Genomic DNA, 17,917 nt, shown 5'->3' on the forward strand with positions numbered 1-17,917 from the left:
ACCCGGGGTCTTCATATCCGTCCCGCCTTGCGTTCGGTGACCAGCAGCCACAGCAGATACACGCCACCGAGCAGGCCGGTCAGCACGCCGACGGGCAGCGTGTCCGCGCCGAACAGCCGCTGCGCGGCCAGGTCGGCGGTGACCAGCAACGTTCCGCCCAGGAGCGCCGCGGGGAGCAGGTTGGGGCCTGGCGAGCGGGTGAGCCGCCGGGCGAGCTGCGGCGCGGTGAGCGCCACGAAGGAGACGGGCCCCGCGGCGGCCGTCGCGGCGGCGGTGAGCAGCACGGCGGCCGCCATGAGGAGGAGACGGGTGCGCTCGACCGGTACGCCCAGCGCGTACGCGACGTCGTCGCCCATCTCCAGCATCCGCAGCGCACGCGCGCGGGAGAGCACCAGCGGTACGAGTACGGCGCACAACCAGAGCAGCGGCCACACCTGCTCCCAGTCCCGGCCGTTCAGCGAGCCGGTCAGCCAGACCACGGCACGGGCCGCGTCGACGATGTGGGCCTTGGTGAGCAGATAGCCGTTGAGCGCGGTGAGGACGGCGGCCGCGCCGATACCGACGAGCACCAGCCGATAGCCGTGCACCCCCTGCCGCCAGGCGAGCGCGTAGATCACCGCACCGGTCAGCAGGCCCCCGGCGATCGAGCCCAGCGCGACGTCCCTGGCACTGCCCTGGAAGAGGACGATCACGGTGAGCGCGCCGACCGCCGAGCCCTGCCCGAAGCCGATGATGTCGGGACTGCCCAGCGGATTGCGGGAGATGGACTGGAAGATCGCGCCGGACAGCCCGAGCGCGGCGCCCACCAGCAGTCCCACCAGGACCCGCGGTAGCCGCAGGTCGTTGATGATGAACTGGTGCGCGGGCTCGCCGTTGCCGAGGAGGGTGCGGATGACGTCGGCGGCGGGGATCTCGAAGTCACCGGTGCCGATCAGCACGACGCTCGCGGCGAGCACGGCGGCGCAGAGCAGCCCCCCGACGACGAGCGCCCGCGGGTCGAACCGGACGGACAGGCCCGCCCGGGTGCGTAGGGGCTTCACAGCTGAGCCAGCCTCCGGCGTCGTACGAGGTAGATGAAGAGCGGCCCGCCGATCAGCGCCGTGACGATGCCGACCTGGAGTTCGGACGGCCGGGCGACCACCCGCGCGATGACGTCGGCGCCGAGCAGCAGCACCGGGGACAGCACGGCCGCGTACGGCAGAATCCAGCGCTGGTCGGGCCCGGTGAAGGAGCGGACGACATGCGGCACCATCAGCCCGACGAAGGCGATCGGGCCGCAGGCCGCGGTGGCCGCACCGCACAGCAGCGTCGCCGCGGCCATGGACAGCGCGCGCGTACGGTTCAGCCCGGCGCCCAGCGCCCGTGCGGTGTCGTCGCCCAGCGCCATCGCGTTGAGCGGCCGGGCCAGGCTGAGGGCGAGGAGGGTGCCAAAGGTGAGGAACGGCAGCACCTGCCAGATGGTGTCCATGGAGGCGGAGGCCAGTGAACCGACCGTCCAGAAGCGCATCTTGTCCAGCGCCGCGTTGTCCAGCAGCTGAACGGCGTTGATGTAGCCGATCAGCGCGGCGGTGGCGGCCGTACCCGCCAGCGCGAGCCGCACCGGTGTGGCGCTGCGGACGCCGCCGAGCACGTACACCAGGACGGAGACGGCCGCGGCGCCCGCGAAGGCGAACCACACATAGCCGGTCACCGAGGTGACCCCGAAGAAGCTGATGCCGGAGACCACTGCGGCCGCGGCACCCGCGTTGATGCCGAGCAGCCCCGGGTCGGCGAGGGGGTTGCGGGTGAGCGCCTGGAGCACGGCACCGGACAGTCCGAGCGCGGAGCCGACGAGCAGCCCCAGCAGGGTGCGTGGGACCCGGAGGTCGCGGATGACGACGTCGTTGTCCGTCCCGGTGTGCTGGAACAGCGCGTGCCAGACGTCGCCCAGCGGTATCTGCTTGGCGCCGACCGCGATGCTTGCCACGACCACCACAAGCAGCACCCCGACGGACGCGAGGAGCCCGGCGGCGCAGAGCGTGGAGGGTCGCCAGGACGGCGAGGGGGACGAGGGGGGCGCTGCTGTGCGCTCTTGGGGAGGACTCTCGACCAACACGCGATTAGGTTAGCCTACCCATACTTGAACGCTTGACCGCAGTTGTCCCGAAGCGCCCTGACGTCTACAGCCCCAGCCTGGCCAGCGCCTTCCCCGGGTCCAGCGTGCAGACCCCGGCCCCGGCCCAGGTCCACGCCGCCGCGCACAGCGCTCGCAGCCCGTCCATGACCGCGCCATCCCCGTCGAGCGCGAGCGCGTCCTCACGTACGGACGCGGTCCACCCACCGCAGTCGAACCCGTCCCCCGCCGCCGACACCGACACCGGGGGCTGCCCGGTCAGCATCCCGCGCAGATCCGCGTCGACATAGGTCGGCCGGTGCTCGGGCCGCGCGGCCAGCAGCTGCGCCGCGTCCGTCACCCCGGTCAGCACGAGCAGCGAGTCGACACCTCCGTTGAAGGCCCCTTCGATGTCCGTGTCCAGCCGGTCCCCGACCACCAGCGGACGCTCGGCCCCGGTCCGCAGAATCGTCTCCCGGTGCATCGGCGGCAACGGCTTGCCCGCCACCTGCGGCTCAGCGCCGGTCGCGATCCGCACGACCTCGACCGCCGCGCCGTTGCCCGGCGCGATACCCCGCGCACTGGGGATCGTCAGATCGGTGTTGGACGCGAACCACGGCACCCCGCGCGCGATCGCGAAACAGGCCTCGGCGAACCGGCCCCACGCCAGATCGGGCCCGCCATACCCCTGCACCACCGCGACCAGGTCGTCCTCCGCGGACTCCACCGGCACCAGACCGCGCTCGCGCAGCGCGACCCGCAGCCCCTCGCCGCCGATCACCAGCACCCGCGAACCAGCCGGCACCTGCTCGGAGATCAACCGGGCCACGGCCTGCGCGGAGTTGATGACCTCCGCCGCCTCGGTCGGCACGCCCAGCTCGGTGATGTGCGCTGCCACGACCTCGGGCGGCCGCAGCGCGTTGTTCGTGACATACGCGAGATGCATGCCGCCCGCACGCGCCACCAGCAGCGAGTCCACGGCGTGCGCGATCGCCTCACCGCCCGCGTACACCACCCCGTCCAGGTCGAGCAGCGCGGTGTCATAGACCTCGCTCAGCGACCGCTCACTGGCTGCCGGAGTGGTCCTGACGATTTGGCTCATTATGTACAGCTCCTCGCTCGACGCGTTCCCCCCCGATCATCTCGTACTCCTGTGCCCACATACGATGCAGCTATGAACTCCACAGGTCCGGCAGTCGAAGGTCTGCACCTGATCCCGTTCCGCGGACTGCGCTACGTCCCCGAACGGGTCAGCAGCCTGGCCGCCGTGACCTCACCGCCGTACGACGTCGTGGTGCGCCCGGACGGGCTGCACCACCTCGAGTCGGCGGACCCGTACAACATCGTCCGGCTGATCCTCCCGCAGGCGGACACCGCGGCGGCCCGCCACCAGCAGGCCTCGAACACGCTGCACCGCTGGCTGTCCGAGGGCGTACTCGCCCCCGACCAGGAGCCCGCGCTCTACGTCTACGAGCAGCGCAAGGGCGACCTGCTCCAGCGCGGGGTCATCGGAGCGCTCAAGCTCTCCGGCACCGAGGAAGGCGTCGTCCTCCCGCACGAGGGCGTAATGCCGCACATCGTCGAGGACCGCGCGAACCTGATGCGCGCCACCGCCGCCAACCTGGAACCCCTGCTGCTGTCCTACCGCGGCAACGGCAACTCCATGGGCAGCACCGCCGTCGTCGAACGCACCGTGCTGCGGACACCCCTGCTCTCCACCACCACCGAGGACGGCTACGGCCACCGCCTCTGGTCGGTCACGGACCCCGCCGAGCTGGCCGAAGTCCAAGCCGACCTCTCCCGGCAGCAGGCCCTGATCGCGGACGGCCACCACCGCTGGGCCACCTATCTGCGCCTGCGCGCCGAGCACACGCCGCCGACGCCGTGGGACTTCGGCCTGGTGCTCCTGGTGGACACCGCGCGCTACCCGCTCCAGGTCCGTGGCATCCACCGCCTGCTGCACCGCCTCCCGGTCGCCGAGGCACTTTCGGCCGTTTCGGACTCCTTCCGGGTACGCCGCGTCGAGGGCACGCTCCCCCAGGCCCTGGACGCACTCGGCGAGGCCGCGGCCGAGTCCAACGCCTTCCTCCTGGCCGGCGACGGCGCGTTCCACCTCATCGACCGCCCGTCCCCCGCCCTGCTCGCCCGTACGGTCCCGGACGACCGGCCCGAGGCCTGGCGCACCCTGGACGCGACGGTCCTGCACGCGACGCTCCTGGACCACCTCTGGAAGATCCCGGACAGCCCCGAGCACATCGGCTACATCCACGACGCCGCGGCCACCGTCGCCAAGGCTGAGAGCGACGGCGGCACGGCGGTCCTGATGCACCCGGTGCCCGAGGACGTCGTACGCGACCTGGCCCGCCAAGGGGTCACGATGCCGCGCAAGTCCACGTCCTTCGGCCCGAAGCCGGCCTCGGGCCTGGTACTGCGCAGCCTGACCCACTGACGCTAACCACTAACCACTGACCCACGGGATCAGACACAAGTAGGGGCGGGACCGCATCGGTCCCGCCCCTACTCATGCTCATGCACTACTCATCGGAGCCGTCAGGCTTTGTCGACGTCCTGACCGTCATCATCCAGGTCGCCCCGATCAGCCTCATCGGCCTGATCGACCTCCGGAGCGGTGGACTCATCGTCCGCCGTCTCCGCCTCCGCTTCCTCGTCGAAGGCGTCGACGAACTCCACCCCATCCAGCTCCGCCAGACGGTCGGAGGCGTCCGTGCTGCCGTCCTTGTCGGCCTCGACGGCCTTGGCGAACCACTCGCGCGCCTCGTCCTCACGCTCAGCGGCCAACAGCGCGTCGGCGTAGGCGTAGCGCAGCCGCGCGGTCCACGGCTGTACGGAGTTGGACGCGAGCTCGGGGCTCTGCAGCGTCACGATCGCGGCGTCCAGCTGCCCCATGTCCCGCCGGGCGCCGGCCGCGACGAGCCGCATCTCGACCTGCCCCGCCTTGTCCAGCTTCTGCACCTCGGGCGCACCGGCCATGTCGAGGGTCTTCTCGGGCCGACCGAGCCCGCGCTCGCAGTCCGCCATCACGGGCCACAGCTCGACGGACCCGGTCATCCGGCGCGCGGCACGGAACTCGGCGAGCGCCTCGGAGTACTTCTGCGTGGCGTACGCGGCGAAGCCCGCGGCCTCGCGTACGGCGGCAACCCGCGAGGCGAGCCGCAGCGCGACCTTCGCGTAGCCGTAAGCCAGCTCGGGGTCCTCGTCGATGGACTTGGCGACCATCACCAGGTTCTTCGCGACATCCTCGGCAAGGCCCTTGGGCAGGCTCTGCAGCTCCTGCCGTACGTCCTTGTCGATCTCCTCGCCCGTGACGTCCTCCGGGATCGGCAGCCGCTTGATGGGCTCACGCTCCCGCTCGTCCCGACGCGGTCCGCGGTCGCGGTCATCACGCCCACGGAAGCCACCACCGGGGCGACCCCGGCTGTCATCCCTACGCGGCCCACGGCCCCGGTCGTCGCGGCGGAACCCGCCCCCACGCCGATCGTCGTCCCGTCCACGGAAGCCACCACGGTCGTCACGCGGCCCATCACGCCGGTCATCACGGCGATCGTCGCGCCGGTCATCGCGCCGGTCGTCGCGGCGGAAGCCACCGCGGTCGTCCCGGCGGTCGTCGCGCCGGAAGCCACCGCCACGCTCACCGTCACGACGGTCATCACGCCCACGGAACCCACCACGATCGTCACGCGGCGCATCACGGCGGTCATCCCGACGGAACCCACCACGGTCATCACGCGGCGCGTCACGCCGGTCATCGCGGNGGGTGGGGGTGCCAGTGAGCACAGTAAGAGGGGTGTCGGGGCCGGCGCAGAGGTCGGTGCCGTCGAGGGTGCGGCCCACGTCCAGGGCGGTGGCCAGGCGGGCCGGCCCTTTGGCCAGTTCTTTGTCGTTACGGGCTGATTGTCGACGTTCCCAGGCCAGCTCGGCGCCGACGGGGATCTCCCCCGCGTTAGCCCGGCACCATCGGCAAGGCGACGACAAGCAGGAGACAGGCCGTGCGAGCGATCATCTACGCCAGGTTCAGCCCCACCCCGAGGGGCGAGGAGTCCAAGGGCGGGAACCTGGCACAGCAGGTCGAGTTGAGTCAGGCGCTGTGCGACCGGAACGGCTGGTCAGTCGTAGCCGTGATCGTCGAGAAGGACACGTCAGCTTCGACCAAGCGGGGAGCCAAGCGAAGCGACGAGTGGGAGCGCGTCAAGGCTCTGGTGGAGGACGGCAAGGCAGACGCCATCGTGTCTCGCCACTACGACCGCACGTACCGCACCCCCTGGGATCTTGAGGACCTGGTGGACCTGGCCGAGGCGACCGGCGTCACGCTGGCCGCCGCACAGGCTCAGGGAGTGCTCGACCTGTCCACCCCGTCCGGCTGGCTCGCTGCTCGCATCGGTGCTGTGGTGGCTCGCCAAGGACTGGAACGCCCGTGAACTGCTCTCACCGCACGGCAAGGAGTGGCGCAGTTCGAACCTTCGGGTGTCCTCTCGAAGCTGCGGAACGCGGGAACCCAGACGTTGCTCGCAGTGGGTCGAGAAGCCGGACGGGCAGCGCGTGCGGCTGACCGAGGAGACCGGCGCGGGCACCTGGGCGGCGATCGTCTCCGAGGGCATGTTCCGGGCCCTGGTCCACTACCTGAGCGACCCCAAGCGCAACACGGGCGGCGGCGGTAAGCACAAGGCCCTGTTTCGCTGTAGGGGACATCGACGCGTCGACGTCGAGTGCATGAGCCACACCGGCCTGAGCGACCATCGCGGCTTCCGGCGGATCTGTACGTCGTTCGCCATGGTGGTGCGGGCCAAACCGGACAGGCCCCCGGCGCACTGAGGGACGGCGAGCAACACAGACCAGATGTGTGCTGGAAGGGGCGTCGTTGTCCCGTGCCATGGAACCTTGACTGTGCGTCATCGACGTTCGAGTGGCGCGAATCACCGACGATCACGGACGTCGCGCCAGGAAGACGAACTCCCTTCCTGGGCGGTCGGGCGCGTCGCGAACGTCATCCACCACGTATCCCTGCGCGGCCAGATCCCGCTCGACTTCCTCCCGCTCACGGAAACGCAGGGTCGAATCCGACGTCAGCACCTGTCCATCCGCTGCGAACCCGTAGGTCCAGCGGAACGTCACCAGGGGCCAGCTCACCTCGATCAGCTGGACCCAACTCTCGACGGAGCCGACACCGGGGATCTCCGTCACACGGTAGGAGTTCTCGCGGGTCCACTCCTCCCAGGCGCGTCTGGCCGGATCGCGCGTCTCGAAGACCAGATGCCCGCCAGGCCGCAGCGCCTCGTAGGCTCCCAGTAGCGTCATCTGCCACGTCTGCGGATCAGCGATGGCCTGGGCAACGTTCGCTGTCATCGTCGCGAGGTCAACCCGCAGCGGCGGGAGGTCTGTCGCGTCACCGCAGATCCAGCGCACTCGCTCACTGCTCGGTTTGGCCCGGGCGACATCGATGGACGCCAGCCCGGGATCCACACCGACGACCTCGATCCCGCGGTCAGCCAGGAGAAGTGCGAACACCCCTGTGCCGCAGCCGATGTCCAGCACTCGGCGTGCCTCGAACTCTTCTCCGATCCGGAGGTAGGCATCGAGATCGCTGCGGTCAGGGTCGAGCGGATCGTAGATCGCGGCGAGCCGTGGATGCGCGAAGCAGTCGTCAGCCATGCGGTCGAACGTAAGCAGCGGTGGGTCCGAACAGCTACCGAGTTTCGCCGACGGTTCTCCCACGGCACCAGCGCCCGGTAGAGAGCGGCGGCGAAGGGGTGGGGTATGCCCCCTGACCGGTGCTTGCCGACCGCCGGGTCATAGCAGCCAAGATCCCGCCACGGTTTCAGGGTCCGTCTGTCCTGCCCGCAGACCGCCACGGCGAGAGCGTATGCGACTCACACCGGCGAGCCGTGAGCAGGGCGCACAGCGGCTCAGGCCCCGGCGGACGGCTTGGCTCTCGGGCTGAGTCGGTACGCGGAGACCGTTGGATCGCCGGCGAGGTAGAACCGGTGTTGCCAGTCGTGGGCTTTACTCACGCCCACCCGAGGGCCAACCCGGATGAGCGCAGCGGGTACCGGCTCGCCCTCGGACAGCACGACCGAGGCGCCCGTCAGCAGGTCTGTGCCGTTGTGCTCGGCCGTGATGCCGAGCGCCTGGCAGAAGTTGCCCGGACCCCGAGCGAGGCGTGGGCTCTCGACCCTCTCCCCTCGCCGCTTGCGTGCCAGGTCTTCCCCCTCGATGACCCTGCCTGCCCGGATGAGGACAGCCGAGGCGATGCCGGCCACCCCGGTGACGACGTTGGCGCACCAGTGGAGACCGTGGGACCGGTAGACGTACAGGTGTCCTGCGGGTCCGAACATGACGGCGTTACGGGGTGTCCGGCCTCGGTAGGCATGGGAGGCTGGGTCAGCCGTACCGGAGTACGCCTCGGTCTCCGTGATGGTGATGCTCACGGTTCCCTCGGGTGTCTTGCAGGTGAGGACGCTCCCGAGCAGCCTGGGGGCGACCGTTTCAGCGGGATGGGCGAGGAGGTCAACGTTCACGCCGACCGCCTTGACATGCCGTGGGTGAAGTAGACGTACGCGTGCCCCGGTGGACCGAACATGACACCGTTGTGGGCGGTTCTGCCGCGATACGCGTGCCATCCAGGGTCGGATGGACCAGCCCGGGTGAGGGCGTACGGTCGGGGGCCGCGATCATGGGATACGAGCCTAGTTCAACTGACGGGCGTGGCATGGGAGGAGTGACAGATACATGGCGTTCAAGAAGCTGCTTGCGAGCCTGGGAGCCGGGGGTGCCTCGGTCGAGACGGTGCTGACCGAGGTCAACGTCGTACCGGGTGGGGTCGTTCAGGGTGAGGTACGGGTTCAGGGCGGATCCGTCGATCAGGAGATCCAGTCGCTGTCGGTCGGACTGCAGGCGCGGGTCGAGGTCGAGCGCGACGGGGAGGAGTTCAAGCAGGACGTCGAGTTCACCAAGCTCCAGCTGGGCGGGGCCTTCGCGCTGCAGGCGAACGCGGTGCACTCCGTGCCGTTCGGTCTGGAGATCCCCTGGGAGACGCCGATCACGAACTTCTCCAACGTGCACCTGCCGGGGATGAACATCGGTGTGACCACCGAGCTGGCGATCGCCCGGGCCATCGACTCGGGGGACCTGGACCCGGTCAACGTCCACCCGCTGCCCGCGCAGCAGGCGATCCTGGAGGCCTTCGCGCAGCTGGGCTTCCGCTTCAAGAGCGCGGACATGGAGCGGGGGCACATCCGGGGGACGCGGCAGCAGCTGCCGTTCTACCAGGAGATCGAGTTCATCGCGCCGTCGCAGTACCGCGGTCTGAACCAGGTGGAGTTGACGTTCGTCGCGGACAGCAACGCGATGGACGTCGTGCTGGAGATGGACAAGAAGCCGGGGCTGTTCACCGAGGGCAGCGACTCGTTCCGGACCTTCCAGGTCGGGCTGCACGACTTCCAGGGGACCGACTGGGCGGCGTATCTGAACCAGTGGCTCTCGGAGGTCGGCGGCAAGCGGAACTGGTTCTAGGGTCGGTGCCGTCGGCATGACCGCCGCGCCTGACCGCCGTACCTGACCGTCGTACACGACCGCCGTAATGGAGGATCTGACGTGACTGACAAGAGGCCGCCGCTGCCCCATGACTTCCTACCCCCGGTGCCGTCGTTCACGGTGCTGAGTGAGGATGTCGCGCCGGGTGACGTGCTGGGTGACGCGCAGGTGCTGTCCGGTGGGAATGTCTCGCCGCAGCTGCGCTGGGAGGGGTTCCCCGCGGAGACCAAGAGCTTCGCGGTGACCTGCTTCGACCCGGACGCTCCTACCGGGAGCGGATTCTGGCACTGGGTGCTGTTCGACCTTCCGGCTTCGGTCACCGAGCTCCCGGCGGGGGCTGGTAGCGGGAAGTTCGAGGGGCTGCCGCCGGGTGCGGTGCACGCGCGTAACGACTACGGGACCAACGAGTTCGGGGGTGCGGCGCCGCCTCCCGGTGACGGCCCGCATCGCTATGTCTTCACCGTGTACGCGGTGGACCAGGCCAAGCTCGGTCCCGACGCGGACACCTCGCCCGCCGCCGTGGGGTTCAATCTGCGGTTCCACACGCTGGCGCGCGCGCAGCTGGTCGGTGAGTACACGGCTCCTGCCGGTAGCTGACCGTTCAGCCGCTGTTTGCCCGCCCCTGGTCATGGAAGTGATCAGGGGCGGGCATTTTTATTGCGTTGTCCACGACGGCGCACCCGGCCAGAGTTGATCCCAGTCCGCCGTGGGGTGGGCAGGTGCGCACGGGAGGGTGGGCGAAAATGCGGGACACGCTGGTGCTCAACGCGAGCTTCGAGCCGTTGTCGACGGTGACGCTGCGGCGTGCCGTGGTCCTGGTGATGCAGGACAAGGCCGTCGTCGAGCAGGCCCACCCCGAGCTGCGGATGCGGGCGGCCGCGGTGGAGCTTCCGGTGCCGCGGGTGATCAGGTTGTGCCGGTTCGTGCGGGTGCCGTTTCGAAGACAGGCGCCGTGGACGCGGCGCGGTGTGCTCGTACGGGACGGGCACCGGTGCGCGTACTGCGGTCGGCGGGCCACGACCGTGGACCACGTGGTGCCGCGTTCGCAGGGCGGTGCGGACTCGTGGTTGAACACGGTGGCCTCGTGTGCGGTGGACAATCACCGCAAAGCGGACCGGACGCCGGAGCAGGCGGGGATGCCGCTGCTCTTCCAGCCGTTCGTCCCGACGCCGGGTGACGCGATGCTGCTTCAGCTCGCGGCGGGTGACCGGTCGGCGTTGCCGGACTGGCTGCCGCAGCCTGCCGCCGCGTAGCCCCGGGTCCGTATGACGCCTTGAAGCCCGCCTTCTCGGAGAGGGCGGGCTTCGTCGTGTGTGGGGTCGGTGGCGTACGGCTCAGTCGAGCGGCGGTTGCTCGCGGCGCTCGACGGCGCTCTTGGCCGAGCCGCCCGAACCACCTGAATTGCCGCCCATCGGGCCGAAGTTGCCGAGCGCGCCGCCGAGGCCCTTGAGGGCGTCGCCGATCTCGCTGGGCACGATCCAGAGCTTGTTGGCGTCGCCTTCGGCGATCTTCGGGAGCATCTGGAGGTACTGGTAGGAGAGGAGCTTCTGGTCCGGGTCGCCGGCGTGGATGGACTCGAAGACCGTACGGATGGCCTGGGCTTCGCCCTCGGCGCGGAGGGCGGCGGCCTTGGCCTCACCTTCGGCGCGCAGGATCGCGGACTGCTTCTCACCTTCGGCGCGCAGGATCTCCGACTGGCGGACACCCTCGGCCTGGAGGATCGCGGCGCGCTTGTCACGGTCGGCGCGCATCTGCTTCTCCATCGAGTCCTGGATGGAGGTCGGCGGCTCGATCGCCTTGAGCTCAACGCGGTTGACGCGGATGCCCCACTTGCCGGTGGCCTCGTCCAGGACTCCGCGCAGGGCGGCGTTGATCTCCTCGCGCGATGTCAGGGTTCGCTCGAGGTCCATGCCACCGATGATGTTGCGCAGGGTGGTGACGGTGAGCTGCTCGATGGCCTGGATGTAGCTGGCGACCTCGTAGGTCGCGGCGCGGGCCTCGGTGACCTGGTAGTAGATGACGGTGTCGATGTTGACCACCAGGTTGTCCTGGGTGATCACCGGCTGCGGCGGGAAGGGGACGACCTGTTCCCGGAGGTCGACGCGGTTGCGGACCGTGTCGATGAACGGGACGACGATGTTCAGGCCGGCGTTGAGGGTGCGTGTGTAGCGGCCGAAGCGCTCGACGATGGCGGCGCTGGCCTGGGGGATCACCTGGACCGTCTTGATCAGGGCGATGAAGACCAACACCACCAGGATGATGAGGACGATGATGATCGGTTGCATCGCGCTCCCCGTGCCCTTCGAGCTCTAGAAGATCTTGATGGTCGAGTCTGTCAGACCGCTGCGTGGTGCGTGGGGGAATCAGTTCACTTTGTCGATCACATGACGACCGCGGTGGCACCGTCGATGTCGATGACGTCCACGCGCTGGCCCACTTCGAAGCTCTGGCCGCTGTCGAGCGGGCGCGCCGACCAGACTTCACCGGCGAGCTTGACCAGCCCGCCGTCGCCGTCGATGCGCTCCAGGACGACTGCCTGTTTCCCCTTCAGCGCGTCTACTCCGGTGGGGAGTTGGGGGCTGTGGGTGCGGTGCCGGGCGGCGATCGGACGGACGACGGCGATCAACGCGACTGAGACGGCGGCGAAGACGACGACCTGGAGGACGATTCCGCCGCCGAGACCGGCGGTCACCGCGGCGGCGACAGCGCCGACGGCGAGCATGCCGAACTCCGGCATCGCCGTCAGGACAAGCGGAATTCCCAGTCCGACGGCCACGACCAGCCACCACACCCATGTGTCGATGTCCACGCACTCATGGTAGGGGCGCACGCTGCCCCGGGACAGTGGCGCGATCAGGGCAGTGTCCCGAACTGATCGCTGTCCCGGGTGGCTGCCTGTCAGCCGATCGGCAGCCCCTGGGCGGTCCAGCGCTCGCCGTTCTGCTCGACGACCAGCGGGAGGCCGAAGCAGCGGGAGAGGTTGCGGGCGGTGAGCTCCAGCTCGATCGGTCCCGCGGCGAGGATCTTGCCCTGACGGATCATCAGGACGTGGGTGAAGCCGGGGGCGATCTCCTCGACGTGGTGGGTGACCATCACCATCGAGGGGGCGATCGGGTCGCGGGCGAGGCGGCCCAGGCGGCGTACGAGGTCCTCGCGGCCGCCGAGGTCGAGGCCCGCCGCGGGCTCGTCGAGGAGGAGCAGCTCGGGGTCGGTCATCAGCGCGCGGGCGATCATGGTGCGCTTGCGCTCGCCCTCGGAGAGGGTGCCGAACTTGCGGTCCAGGTAGTCGGACATGCCGAGGCGGTCCAGGAAGGCGCGGGCGCGTTCCTCGTCGACGGCCTCGTAGTCCTCGTGCCAGGTGGCGGTCATGCCGTACGCGGCGGTGAGGACCGTCTCCAGGACGGTCTGGCGCTTGGGTAGCTTGTCGGCCAGGGCGATACCGGCCATGCCGATTCGCGGGCGCAGTTCGAAGACGTCGACCTTGCCGAGGGTCTCGCCGAGGATGGTGGCGGTTCCCTTGCTCGGGAAGAGGTAGCTGGAGGCGACGTTGAGCAGCGTCGTCTTGCCCGCGCCGTTCGGGCCGAGGATGACCCAGCGTTCCCCCTCCTTGACCGACCAGGAGACCTGGTCCACCAGAGCCCGGCCCTCGCGGACCACGGATACGTCCACCAGCTCCAGAACATCGCTCATGAGCGCGTTGTCTCCCATTGCAGTCTCGGATCTCGCGTGCGTCTGTGGACGCCGCCCCCAAGGAAAACCTACGCCACTGGCCGGGCGGTCCCACCGGCAGTCCTGTCCTTAGGCTGGTGTCCATGCTCACGGAACCACGATCGGGCCGATTGGCCTCTTGGGGAAATGCCCTTATTGCGGGACTTGTGTCGCCGGATGACGCGGTGTTGGCCATCGTCGGCGATGACGCGGTCCACCGGGTGGACGGCCTGCCGGGCGAGTCGGGCCTGGTCGGCCTGTCGCTGGCGCTGGGGCGGCTGCGCGCCCTGGGGGCGAGAGGACTGCGGGTCGCGCTGCCCGCGCCGGGCCATCCGCTGGGGCTGAGCGGCCCGCCGGAGTTCAACGCGCGGGCGCTGGACGCCGAGGAGGCGGTGGTCTGCCACGGGGCCGCGCTCGGGCTCGTACCCGAGGTGTACGAGGCCGGTCCCGAGGGTGATGTGCATGTGGAGGTGGTCTGGCACTGCCTGCCGGTACGGGAGGCGCCACCGGCCGACGTGCCGTCGCTGGGTGAGGCCGAGCGGGAGCTCGCGGAGGCGATGCGGGAAGCGACCGAGGTGCTCGCGCGGCTGGATGTGGCGGGCTCGGGGCCGGTCACCGATGCGGCGGTCGACGCGTACCGGGCGCGTGCCGAGGCGGGGCGCGAGGTGCTGGCTCCCGGGTATCCGCCGCGTGCGGTACGGGTGTTGGAGCTGGCGCAGCGGATGGGGCTGCTGATCTCGGTGGCGTACGAGAACGGGCACGGCGGTGCGGTGAGCGCCTCGGAGATGGCGGCGCGGGCGCAGGCGCTGCGTCCGGTGGAGCGGACCGCGCGCCGGGCGCAGGTGGCGGCGTACAACGCGTATGTGGAGGAGCGGGAGCGCGGGGTGCGCTGAGAGCCTGTCTTTGAACCCCGTCGTCCGCGCGGGGCGCGGGCGCAGCGGCGTTCGGTGCGTGCTGCCGGCGTGCGGCGAGAGTGCGTGCCGGGCGTCGGAGCGCAGGCGGGGGTTCAAAGACAGGCTCTGAGCCCGTTGATGGCTCGCGGGGGCGTCGGTGCGCGGGGCTTGGGCCCTTGGGTGCGTACGCGGCCGGCCCCCCGGAGTGTGTCCGAGGGGCCGGTCGTCACTGATCGAGGGGAAGGCGATCAGACGTTCTGGCAGTAGTTCCCGAAAGCGGGGTTCAGCAGGCCGACGACGTTGACCGTGTTGCCGCAGGCGTTCACCGGCACGTGGACCGGGACCTGCACCAGGTTGCCGGACGCGACACCCGGGGACTTCACGGCCTTGCCGTGCGCCTGCGCTCCGTCGGTGGCGGAGGCCACACCGGCGCCAGCGGCGAGCAGGCCGCCCGCGACCATCGTGATGGCAGTGGCCTTCTTCAGGTTCTTCACTTCTGGACCCTCCTTGCGATCGCCGCGGCCAGCCGCCGCAGCATGCATGGAGAACGCCGGGGAGCCGTTCACGTTGCGCCATCCGGGGGACATCTACACGACAGTATGAATCTCTGCCCGGAAGGTGACGCTCCGCTCCATCCGGTGAGGGTGTGCGCCGGAGCGCGGATCAGCCGGTCACACCGTGTCGTACGGCCCAGAGCGCGGCCTGGGTGCGGTCGGCGAGGTCCAGTTTCATCAGGATGTTGGAGACGTGCGTCTTGACGGTCTTCTCGGAGAGCACCAGGGCGCGGGCGATCTCCCGGTTGGACCGGCCGTCGGCGATCAGGCCGAGCACCTCGCGCTCCCGCTCGGTCAGCGAGCCGCCCCGGCCCTGGGGGTTGTGGTTCTCCTCCTGGGAGAGCAGCGCGCCCGCCACCTCGGGCTGCAGCAGGATGTGCCCGGCGTGTACGGAGCGGATGGCGCCGGCCAGCGCGTCCGGGTCGACGTCCTTGTAGACGTATCCGGCGGCGCCGGCCCGTAGCGCGGGGACGACGGTGCGCTGCTCGGTGAAGCTGGTGACGATCAGGATCTTGGCGGGGTTGGCCAGCTCACGCAGTTTGCGCAGCGCCTCGACGCCGTCCATGCCGGGCATCTTGACGTCCATCAGGACGACGTCGGGGTGCAGCTCCTCGGCGCGGGCGACGCCCTCGGCGCCGTCCGACGCCTCCCCCACGACCTCGATGTCGTCCTGGATCTCCAGGAACGTGCGCAGGCCGCGGCGGACCACCTGGTGGTCGTCGACCAGCAGGACCCGGATACCGGACTTCGCGGCGGACACGGTCTCAGCCACCGGGGACCTCCATCTCGATTGCGGTGCCCTTGCCGGGCTCCGATTGCACGGTCAGCCGGCCGCCGACGCCGCTCGTACGGTCCCGCATCGAGACCAGGCCGAGGTGGCGGCCCGCGCGGCGGACCGTCTGGGGTTCGAAGCCGCTGCCGTCGTCGGTGACGCGCAGTACGGCGCCCGGGCCGCGCCGTTCCAGTACGACGCAGACCCGCTCGGCGCCGGAGTGGCGCAGCGCGTTGTGCAGCGCTTCCTGGGCGACGCGCAGCATGGCCTCCTCCTGGGCAGCGGGCAGGGCGCGCAGGCCGGCGCAGTCGAAGGTGACCGCGGCGGCGTGCGCGCGGTCGAGCACCTGGACGTGCGTACGCAAGGTGGCCACCAGGCCGTCCTCGTCCAGGGCGGCGGGGCGCAGCTCGACGACGGCGGCGCGCAGCTCGTCGGCGGCCTCCGCGGCGAGTGCGGCCACCTGCTGGAGTTCGCCCTTGGCCCGGCCGGGGTCGCGGTCGACCAGGGCGGCCGCGGCCTGGGCGGTCAGCCGGAGCGAGAAGAGCTTCTGGCTGACGGCGTCGTGCAGCTCGTGGGCCAGGCGTGAGCGTTCCTCGGCGATGGTCAGCTCGCGGCTGCGCTCGTAGAGGCGGGCGTTGGTGAGGGCGATCGCCGCGTGCTGGGCGAGGATGCCCAGCAGGTCCTCGTCCTGTTCGGTGAAGCCGCAGCCGCCCTCCGGCCTGGGGCACTTCTTGTTGGCGAGGAAGAGCGCGCCGATGGTCTCGTCGCCGTCGCGGATCGGCAGCCCGAGGAAGTCGGACATATCGGGGTGCGCGGAGGGCCAGCCCTCGAAGCGCGGGTCGTCGCGTACGTCGGCCAGGCGCTCCGGGGCGTCCTTGTGCAGCATCGCCGCGAGGATGCCGTGCTGGCGGGGCAGCGGGCCGATGGCCTTCCACTGCTCGTCGCTGACACCGTCGACCACGAACTGGGCGAAACCCCCGTGGTCGTCGGGCACGCCGAGCGCCGCGTACTCGGCGTCGAGGAGCTCCCGGGCCGAGACGACGATCGTCTTGAGTACGTCGCGGACTTCCAGGTGCCTGCTCATGGCCAGCAGGGCGGAGCTCACGGCGGTGAGGCCGGTCGGGGGGCCGTCGGTCATGGCCTCACCGTACCGGCGCGTGTGGCGGGGCCGTATCGGACCTTCGGCGGCCGGGGTCTAGGCCTCGGGGCGTAGGTCTGAAGTTCCCTCACTGTATGAATTGCGCCGGCAACTGATGGTGAGACTGTTACGTGTTCGATGTGAGCCCGCGCATAGGACACACATCACGTACGAACGTCCCTAGTTGATCCCTTAGGGGGTCTTGAGCAGGGTGGAGGGGGGTTTGGGTGGTTCTTTATGTCCCCCTGATCCACTAAGCGGGATCGTACGTCACACCTTTGCCACGGATTTTTGCGGCCGCTAAGAATGGCCACCGTCGCTCGGCGCCGCGGTTCACCACCGCGGCGTTTTTCTGGCCCCTGTCTGCCCGGACGAGAGCGTCTCCGCTATTCGAAGAGGTCTGTTTCGTCATGTCCAAGCGCAGCATCCCTGGTCATAAGTCGCTGACCAAGAGCCAGAAGTTCTCGGTCGCCGGTGTCGCCGCGCTCGGTGCCGCCGCCCTCGCGTTCTCCTTCACGCCGGGCAGCGCCGAGGCGGAGCAGGTCGCCACCTCCGAGGTCGCCGGCGCGCCCGTGGCGTGGACCGCTGCCGAGAAGGCTCAGGCCGCCGTGACCAAGCAGCAGGCTGCCGCCGACAAGCTGGCCACGGTCGCCGTGGACGCCGCGAAGCAGAAGGCCGAGCAGGAAGCCAAGGCCAAGGCCGAGCAGGCGGCCAAGGAGAAGGCTGCCAAGGAGAAGGCCGAGCGCGAGGCCAAGGCGAAGGCCGAGGCCGAGGCGAAGGCCAAGGCGGAGCGCGAGAAGAAGGAGGCGGCCAGCCGTGCCGCCGAGCGCAAGCCGGTCTACGCCAACAACCTCGACGGCTGGATTCGCCAGTCGCTGGCCATCATGAAGTCCAAGGGCATCCCCGGTAGCTACGACGGCATCCACCGCAACGTGATCCGCGAGTCGGGCGGCAACCCGAGGGCCATCAACGACTGGGACATCAACGCCCAGAACGGTACGCCGTCCATCGGCCTGCTCCAGGTGATCCAGCCGACGTTCAACGCGTACCACGTCGCGGGAACCCCGCACGACCTGTACAACCCGGTCTCCAACATCGTCGCCGCCTGCAACTACGCGGCCGACCGGTACGGCTCGATCGACAACGTCAACGGCGCGTACTGACCGTTCGCTCACCTCACGCCGAAGGGCGGCACCCCGTGCGGAGTGCCGC

21 protein-coding genes and 2 pseudogenes are annotated in these 17,917 nt (G+C 70.0%); 8 read left to right on the forward strand and 15 right to left on the reverse strand.

Features of this window, described 5'->3' with window-relative positions; genetic code table 11:
• Nucleotides 1-11 precede the first annotated feature (11 nt).
• The 3 genes from U9R90_RS23450 to U9R90_RS23460 form a co-directional block, all read right to left on the reverse strand.
• Nucleotides 12-1,040 carry a FecCD family ABC transporter permease gene (locus tag U9R90_RS23450; protein ID WP_411058622.1) on the reverse strand — a complete coding sequence of 343 codons (1,029 nt, stop codon included), beginning with the start codon at nt 1,038-1,040 and terminating at the stop codon, nt 12-14.
• A complete protein-coding gene (locus U9R90_RS23455) occupies nt 1,037-2,095 on the reverse strand; it encodes a FecCD family ABC transporter permease (RefSeq protein WP_411058623.1) in 1,059 nt (352 codons plus the stop codon). The genes U9R90_RS23450 and U9R90_RS23455 overlap by 4 nt, the downstream gene beginning before the upstream one ends.
• 64 nt (nt 2,096-2,159) lie before the next feature.
• Nucleotides 2,160-3,194 carry an HAD hydrolase-like protein gene (locus tag U9R90_RS23460; RefSeq protein ID WP_411058624.1) on the reverse strand — a complete coding sequence of 345 codons (1,035 nt, stop codon included), beginning with the start codon at nt 3,192-3,194 and terminating at the stop codon, nt 2,160-2,162.
• Nucleotides 3,195-3,266: 72 nt separating this feature from the next.
• On the opposite strand from U9R90_RS23460, the gene U9R90_RS23465 reads away from it, so the two are divergent.
• Nucleotides 3,267-4,541 (forward strand): DUF1015 domain-containing protein, encoded by a 1,275-nt coding sequence (locus U9R90_RS23465; protein WP_411058625.1) that lies wholly within the window; start codon nt 3,267-3,269, stop codon nt 4,539-4,541.
• A 101-nt stretch (nt 4,542-4,642) separates the two neighbouring features.
• Here U9R90_RS23465 and U9R90_RS23470 read toward each other — a convergent pair whose 3' ends face one another.
• From U9R90_RS23470 to U9R90_RS23480, 3 genes and pseudogenes are all read right to left on the reverse strand, one after another.
• Nucleotides 4,643-5,437: a hypothetical protein gene (locus U9R90_RS23470; protein WP_411059784.1), complete on the reverse strand. Its 795-nt coding sequence runs from the start codon at nt 5,435-5,437 to the stop codon at nt 4,643-4,645.
• Nucleotides 5,329-5,859, reverse strand: a complete 531-nt coding sequence (locus U9R90_RS23475) for a hypothetical protein (RefSeq protein ID WP_411059845.1) — start codon at nt 5,857-5,859, stop codon at nt 5,329-5,331. Before U9R90_RS23475 ends, U9R90_RS23470 begins: the two co-directional genes overlap by 109 nt.
• A pseudogene (locus tag U9R90_RS23480) lies at nt 5,822-6,052 on the reverse strand (DNA-3-methyladenine glycosylase); the annotation flags it as partial. The pseudogene U9R90_RS23480 and the gene U9R90_RS23475, both read right to left, overlap by 38 nt.
• Nucleotides 6,053-6,099: 47 nt before the next feature.
• Here U9R90_RS23480 and U9R90_RS23485 point away from each other — a divergent pair.
• Nucleotides 6,100-6,528: a recombinase family protein gene (locus U9R90_RS23485; protein ID WP_411058626.1), complete on the forward strand. Its 429-nt coding sequence runs from the start codon at nt 6,100-6,102 to the stop codon at nt 6,526-6,528.
• Nucleotides 6,491-6,922, forward strand: coding sequence for a hypothetical protein (locus U9R90_RS23490; RefSeq protein ID WP_411058627.1), 432 nt, complete (start codon nt 6,491-6,493; stop codon nt 6,920-6,922). Before U9R90_RS23485 ends, U9R90_RS23490 begins: the two co-directional genes overlap by 38 nt.
• Nucleotides 6,923-7,033: 111 nt before the next feature.
• On the opposite strand, the gene U9R90_RS23495 is transcribed toward U9R90_RS23490, so the two are convergent.
• From U9R90_RS23495 to U9R90_RS23505, 3 genes and pseudogenes are all read right to left on the reverse strand, one after another.
• A complete protein-coding gene (locus U9R90_RS23495) occupies nt 7,034-7,759 on the reverse strand; it encodes a class I SAM-dependent methyltransferase (protein WP_411058628.1) in 726 nt (241 codons plus the stop codon).
• A gap of 254 nt (nt 7,760-8,013) precedes the next feature.
• Nucleotides 8,014-8,625: a DNA-3-methyladenine glycosylase gene (locus U9R90_RS23500; RefSeq protein WP_411058629.1), complete on the reverse strand. Its 612-nt coding sequence runs from the start codon at nt 8,623-8,625 to the stop codon at nt 8,014-8,016.
• A 14-nt stretch (nt 8,626-8,639) separates the two neighbouring features.
• A pseudogene (locus tag U9R90_RS23505) lies at nt 8,640-8,744 on the reverse strand (DNA-3-methyladenine glycosylase); the annotation flags it as partial.
• A gap of 92 nt (nt 8,745-8,836) precedes the next feature.
• On the opposite strand from U9R90_RS23505, the gene U9R90_RS23510 reads away from it, so the two are divergent.
• From U9R90_RS23510 to U9R90_RS23520, 3 genes are all read left to right on the forward strand, one after another.
• Entirely contained in the window at nt 8,837-9,619 is a 783-nt protein-coding gene (locus U9R90_RS23510) for a sporulation protein (protein WP_411058630.1), read from the forward strand.
• Nucleotides 9,620-9,700: 81 nt separating this feature from the next.
• On the forward strand, nt 9,701-10,237 hold the full coding sequence (locus tag U9R90_RS23515) for a YbhB/YbcL family Raf kinase inhibitor-like protein (RefSeq protein ID WP_411058631.1): 537 nt from the start codon (nt 9,701-9,703) through the stop codon (nt 10,235-10,237).
• 146 nt (nt 10,238-10,383) lie between these two features.
• Complete coding sequence (locus U9R90_RS23520; protein ID WP_411058632.1) at nt 10,384-10,893, forward strand: HNH endonuclease; 510 nt, start codon at nt 10,384-10,386, stop codon at nt 10,891-10,893.
• Between the two features lie 81 nt (nt 10,894-10,974).
• Here the strand turns inward: U9R90_RS23520 and U9R90_RS23525 are convergent, their stop codons facing one another.
• The 3 genes from U9R90_RS23525 to U9R90_RS23535 form a co-directional block, all read right to left on the reverse strand.
• Nucleotides 10,975-11,925 carry an SPFH domain-containing protein gene (locus U9R90_RS23525; RefSeq protein ID WP_411058633.1) on the reverse strand — a complete coding sequence of 317 codons (951 nt, stop codon included), beginning with the start codon at nt 11,923-11,925 and terminating at the stop codon, nt 10,975-10,977.
• Between the two features lie 95 nt (nt 11,926-12,020).
• Entirely contained in the window at nt 12,021-12,449 is a 429-nt protein-coding gene (locus U9R90_RS23530; protein ID WP_411058634.1) for an NfeD family protein, read from the reverse strand.
• Nucleotides 12,450-12,538: 89 nt separating this feature from the next.
• Nucleotides 12,539-13,330 (reverse strand): ABC transporter ATP-binding protein, encoded by a 792-nt coding sequence (locus U9R90_RS23535; protein ID WP_411058635.1) that lies wholly within the window; start codon nt 13,328-13,330, stop codon nt 12,539-12,541.
• 122 nt (nt 13,331-13,452) lie between these two features.
• Here U9R90_RS23535 and U9R90_RS23540 point away from each other — a divergent pair, with 122 nt between their 5' ends.
• Entirely contained in the window at nt 13,453-14,241 is a 789-nt protein-coding gene (locus U9R90_RS23540) for a hypothetical protein (protein WP_411058636.1), read from the forward strand.
• 248 nt (nt 14,242-14,489) lie between these two features.
• Here U9R90_RS23540 and U9R90_RS23545 read toward each other — a convergent pair whose 3' ends face one another.
• The 3 genes from U9R90_RS23545 to U9R90_RS23555 form a co-directional block, all read right to left on the reverse strand.
• Nucleotides 14,490-14,735 carry a chaplin gene (locus tag U9R90_RS23545; RefSeq protein ID WP_411058637.1) on the reverse strand — a complete coding sequence of 82 codons (246 nt, stop codon included), beginning with the start codon at nt 14,733-14,735 and terminating at the stop codon, nt 14,490-14,492.
• Between the two features lie 169 nt (nt 14,736-14,904).
• Entirely contained in the window at nt 14,905-15,567 is a 663-nt protein-coding gene (locus U9R90_RS23550; RefSeq protein WP_411058638.1) for a response regulator, read from the reverse strand.
• Complete coding sequence (locus U9R90_RS23555; protein WP_411058639.1) at nt 15,560-16,705, reverse strand: GAF domain-containing sensor histidine kinase; 1,146 nt, start codon at nt 16,703-16,705, stop codon at nt 15,560-15,562. Before U9R90_RS23555 ends, U9R90_RS23550 begins: the two co-directional genes overlap by 8 nt.
• Before the next feature lie 410 nt (nt 16,706-17,115).
• Here U9R90_RS23555 and U9R90_RS23560 point away from each other — a divergent pair, with 410 nt between their 5' ends.
• Nucleotides 17,116-17,868, forward strand: coding sequence for a transglycosylase SLT domain-containing protein (locus tag U9R90_RS23560; protein WP_411058640.1), 753 nt, complete (start codon nt 17,116-17,118; stop codon nt 17,866-17,868).
• The last annotated feature ends 49 nt before the right edge of the window (nt 17,869-17,917 follow it).

Source organism: Streptomyces sp. E11-3, from assembly GCF_046540415.1.
Taxonomy (GTDB): domain Bacteria; phylum Actinomycetota; class Actinomycetes; order Streptomycetales; family Streptomycetaceae; genus Streptomyces.